Origin of the sequence: Candidatus Venteria ishoeyi, assembly GCF_030378065.1 — a bacterium.
In the GTDB taxonomy this organism is placed as follows: domain Bacteria; phylum Pseudomonadota; class Gammaproteobacteria; order Beggiatoales; family Beggiatoaceae; genus Venteria; species Venteria ishoeyi.
Genome location: NZ_JAUCGJ010000093.1, coordinates 1 through 4,552, shown reverse-complemented (window position 1 = coordinate 4,552; position 4,552 = coordinate 1). Strand labels below are relative to the sequence as shown.

Sequence of the window (4,552 nt, the reverse complement as noted above, 5' to 3'; positions counted from 1 at the left end):
ATCTCAATTAGAGCTAAAATTTGATAATATTATCTTACAATTTTGCCACACACTGCTATGAATGAACAGTTATCAAGTGACGATGACGAGGGACGCCACGATAGCGGCTTTGCCCAACGGATAACTTGAACTGATAACCAGGATCGAATAATCAATGAGCAGGCATACTGAAAAACGTTATTTATTACTGATTAGTATTCACGGACTGATTCGAGGTCATGATCTGGAACTCGGACGTGATGCAGATACCGGTGGACAGATTAAATACGTGATTGATCTGGCGCGCAATCTTGCCCTGTTTGACGATGTCGATCAAGTTGATTTGGTAACCCGTCATATTGTTGATCCTGTTGTCAGCGATGATTATGCGCAAGCAATCGAGCCGCTATCAGATAAAGCCCGCATTATTCGTATTGACGCAGGCTCTGGTGACTATATGCCTAAAGAGCAGTTGTGGGATCATCTCGACAGTTTTATGGATAATCTGGTCAGTTGGCTTAACGAGCAACACCGTATGCCGGATCTGATCCACACGCATTATGCCGATGCCGGTTATGTGGGTGTCAGACTCTCCAACCTGTTAAGTGTGCCGCTGGTGCATACGGGGCATTCACTGGGCAGGGATAAGCGTAAACGCTTACTGGCTCGCGGCCTGTCACGCGAAGAAGTTGAGCAGACATATAATATTGCCCGGCGTATTGATGCGGAAGAAGAAATACTGGCAAATGCCGATCTGGTCATTACCAGTACGCATAATGAAATTGAAGAACAGTACGGGCTGTATAATTACTACGATCCGCAGCGCATGACCGTGATTCCTCCAGGCACCGATCTGGAGCAGTTCCACCCGCCTTTGCAAAATGAACGCTTTGCATTCAAACAACAGCTAGAACATTTTCTGAAAGAACCCGAAAAGCCCCTCATCCTGGCTTTGTCGCGTCCAGATGAACGTAAAAATATTCTTACGCTGATCGAAGCTTATGGTGAATCCAAAGCATTGCAGGACAAAGCTAATTTATTGATTGTGGCCGGGGTACGTGATGATATTACTGATCTGGATAAGGGTGCACAAACTGTTTTCACTAATATACTCCTGTTAATTGATAGTTATGACCTTTATGGGCGAGTTGCCATTCCCAAGTCGCATCGTGCTGATGAGGTACCAGAGATTTACCGCTTGGTCATGTTTAACAAAGGCGTGTTTATTAATCCCGCTTTAACTGAGCCATTTGGACTGACATTGCTGGAAGCAGCAGCCAGCGGATTGCCCGTTGTTGCCACTGAAAATGGCGGGCCGGTGGATATTATTGCCAACTGTAAATGTGGCAAACTGGTTAACCCACTGGATAAAAATGAGATCGCTCAAGCCTTGCTGAACTACCTTTCAGATCATGACACCTGGAACTGCACATCCAGAAATGGCATCAAGGGGGTACGCAAGTATTATTCATGGCGGGCGCACACAGAAAACTATCTGGGTAAAGTGAGTCAATTGCAGGGGAAATATGAACCCTTACCTGAAAGCAAGCCTATAAAGGCAATAAGATATCGAGACCGGGCTATTTTTACGGATCTTGATCAAAATTTGATTGGTAATCCTCCAGCCCTGGATAAATTCATTGCCGTCATACGGGAAAATCGCAAATGTGTTTCTTTTGGCATTGCTACGGGTAGACGATTTGATTCTGCCCTGGCGATTATGACAAAGCACAGGATACCCAGACCGGATGTACTGATTAGCGACCTGGGCACCCGCATACACTATGGTCAAAACCTGACTGAAGATGATTTCTGGGCAGATCATATTGACCATGACTGGGTACCAAGGCGGATTAAGAAGCTTCTTTCCGCATTACCCGGCCTGACCAGACAAATTAAATCTGAACAGACGCCTTTTAAAATTTCTTATTACTACAGTGTTGATAAGGCTCCCAGTCTTGATGAGATCATCACAATGATCAGGCAAAAAGAAATTACTGCCAACGTGAGCTTATCATTTGGTCAATTTCTGGATATCATTCCAGCGCGCGCGTCTAAAGGTCAGGCATTACGCTATGTTGCGCAGCGCCTGGAAATACCACTGGAACACATTCTGGTCGCTGGCGGTTCAGGTGCCGATGAAGACATGATGCGCGGCAACACCCTGGCGGTTGTTGTGGAAAACCGTCACCATGAAGAACTCTCACAACTTGATGATGTGGACCGTATTTATTTTGCAGGTCAATCTCATGCCTCCGGGATTATGGAAGCCCTGGCGCATTATGACTTTTTTGATGCTTGCAGGGTGCCGGATGCCTGATAAACTACTGATTTGTACAGACCTGGATCGCACGCTGCTACCGAATGGGCCACAACCTGAATCAGCTATGGCACGTCAATATTTTAGCGCACTGGTTGAACGGTCAGAGATTATGTTGGCCTATGTCAGTGGCAGGCATCGTAAACTGGTGCAAGAAGCGATCAATCATTATCTTCTGCCAAAACCTGATTTTGTCATCGGCGATGTGGGAACCACCATCTATCATATTGGGAAATCTGAAGACTGGCACAGACAGTCAGCCTGGGAAGACAGTATCGCCTCAGACTGGGGCGGTAAATCACATGCAGACCTTAAGTTAATGCTCAATGATATGGATGGCTTGCGACTGCAAGAGCCTGACAAACAGAATTGCCTTAAATTAAGTTACTACGTCCCCCTGCATGGCAATCATAAAGCATTGAATGCCCTGATTGAACAAAGATTCAGTGATGCAGGCGTAAAAGCTGGCTTGGTATGGAGTGAGGATGAACTGGCTGGAGTCGGCTTGCTGGATATATTGCCTGCACGCGCTTCAAAATTTTATGCCATTAAGGCATTGATGAAAACACATGGCTTTGATGAGCGTCATACAGTGTTCTGTGGTGACAGTGGCAATGATATTGAAGTGCTGGTCAGCCCTATACCCGCCGTACTGGTGGCTAACAGTCAGTCTGATGTGCGTGAACGCGCTTTGCGACTGAGCAGGGCTAAGGATTTGAGTGAGCAACTTTATATTGCTAAAGGTGATTTTGCGGGTATGAATGGTAACTACAGTGCAGGCATGTTGGAAGGTATTGCCCATTATTATCCACTAACGCGGCAATGGATGGGACTGGATTCAGGTGATAAATAACAATGACTAAAAAGCTTTGTATTTTTGGGGAAGTTTTGTTCGATATATTCCCTGACGGGCATCGGGTATTGGGTGGTGCGCCTTTTAATGTGGCCTGGCATTTACAGGCATTTGCCCAGGCACCATTTTTTATCAGTCGTGTCGGTAACGATCCTGAGGCTGCCCATATCAGAAAAGCCATGCTTGACTGGGGTATGAATACCCAGGCATTACAAACGGATGAAACACTTGCCACTGGCAAGGTTATGATTGAACTGGAGCGAGGGGAACCTCAATACGACATCATTGCCCCCGCTGCCTATGATGCGATTGAACCACCCTCAGATCACGTATCCGCTTGTGATTTTCTTTATCACGGCAGCTTGGCACTTAGAAATGAGTGTTCCAGCCAGACGCTGAGAAAGCTTAAAGACAGTAAGCCGGGGATAGTCTTTGTCGATGTTAATTTACGCAGCCCCTGGTGGGAAAAGGCCGTTGTACTTGAGCTGTTGCAGCAAGCTGATTGGGTAAAGCTTAATGTTGAAGAATTCAATTTGCTTTATGCTTCAGATAAAACAGGACAACATAATTTATCTGTATTCATTTATGAATATGCCTTGCAAGGGGTGATTCTGACCCATGGTGAGGCTGGCGCAGAAATCATGACAGCCAATATGGAACAGTATGCGATCAAGCCAAATATTGAAGTTAAAATTGTCGATACTGTCGGTGCCGGTGATGCGTTTTCTGCGGTGATTATTCTTGGGCTTATCCATCACTGGTCATTGCAGACAACGCTACAGCGGGCGCAGGATTTTGCTTCGGCAATGGTTGCACAGCGCGGCGCTACGGTTGCAGAAGCAGACTTTTATCAGCATTTCATGAATAAATGGCGCATTAACCTATTAACCTGAGTTCGGCATAAGGAGCGAGAATTTTATAACTTCAGAAACCGGGCTGGTCTTTTTCTCCTGATTAACATCGGAAAACACCCGTGCATACTGGCATAAACAGCATACATGACGTATTATGTATATACATCTGTATAGACATTTGACAGGAGGCGTGTATATAATGCAAACGGTTATTCAAAAATGGGGCAACAGCCTGGCAACGCGAATACCTGCGAGTTTGGTTAATGAGCTACACCTAAAGCAAGGTGAGCAAATGAATATCAAGGTTGATTCAGGACGATTGATAATTGAACCTGTACGGCATAAATACACGTTAGATGAACTGGTTGATGCGATGGAGCCTGATAATCTTGATAGTGAAACTGACTGGGGTTACGTGGTAGGGCAATTGCACCAAATAAACCTGTAAAACAGATACTTATTAGTATAAGATTACTCTAAAATCAAATTATATAAAATAATAAGGATTAAAGAGATGGTAATTCGCCCTCAACCCAAACAGGCAGA

4 protein-coding genes are annotated in these 4,552 nt (G+C 45.2%); all 4 read left to right on the top strand.

Features of this window, described 5'->3' with window-relative positions:
* Window positions 1–154 precede the first annotated feature (154 nt).
* Complete coding sequence (locus QUF61_RS17945; RefSeq protein ID WP_103920685.1) at window positions 155–2,299, top strand: HAD-IIB family hydrolase; 2,145 nt, start codon at window positions 155–157, stop codon at window positions 2,297–2,299.
* Window positions 2,292–3,152 carry an HAD-IIB family hydrolase gene (locus QUF61_RS17940; RefSeq protein ID WP_289682924.1) on the top strand — a complete coding sequence of 287 codons (861 nt, stop codon included), beginning with the start codon at window positions 2,292–2,294 and terminating at the stop codon, window positions 3,150–3,152. The genes QUF61_RS17945 and QUF61_RS17940 overlap by 8 nt, the downstream gene beginning before the upstream one ends.
* 2 nt (window positions 3,153–3,154) lie before the next feature.
* Entirely contained in the window at window positions 3,155–4,045 is an 891-nt protein-coding gene (locus QUF61_RS17935; protein ID WP_103920687.1) for a carbohydrate kinase family protein, read from the top strand.
* A 160-nt stretch (window positions 4,046–4,205) separates the two neighbouring features.
* The gene (locus QUF61_RS17930; RefSeq protein WP_289682923.1) at window positions 4,206–4,454 is read left to right on the top strand and encodes an AbrB/MazE/SpoVT family DNA-binding domain-containing protein; all 249 of its coding nucleotides are present in this window, start codon (window positions 4,206–4,208) and stop codon (window positions 4,452–4,454) included.
* Window positions 4,455–4,552: the final 98 nt, after the last annotated feature.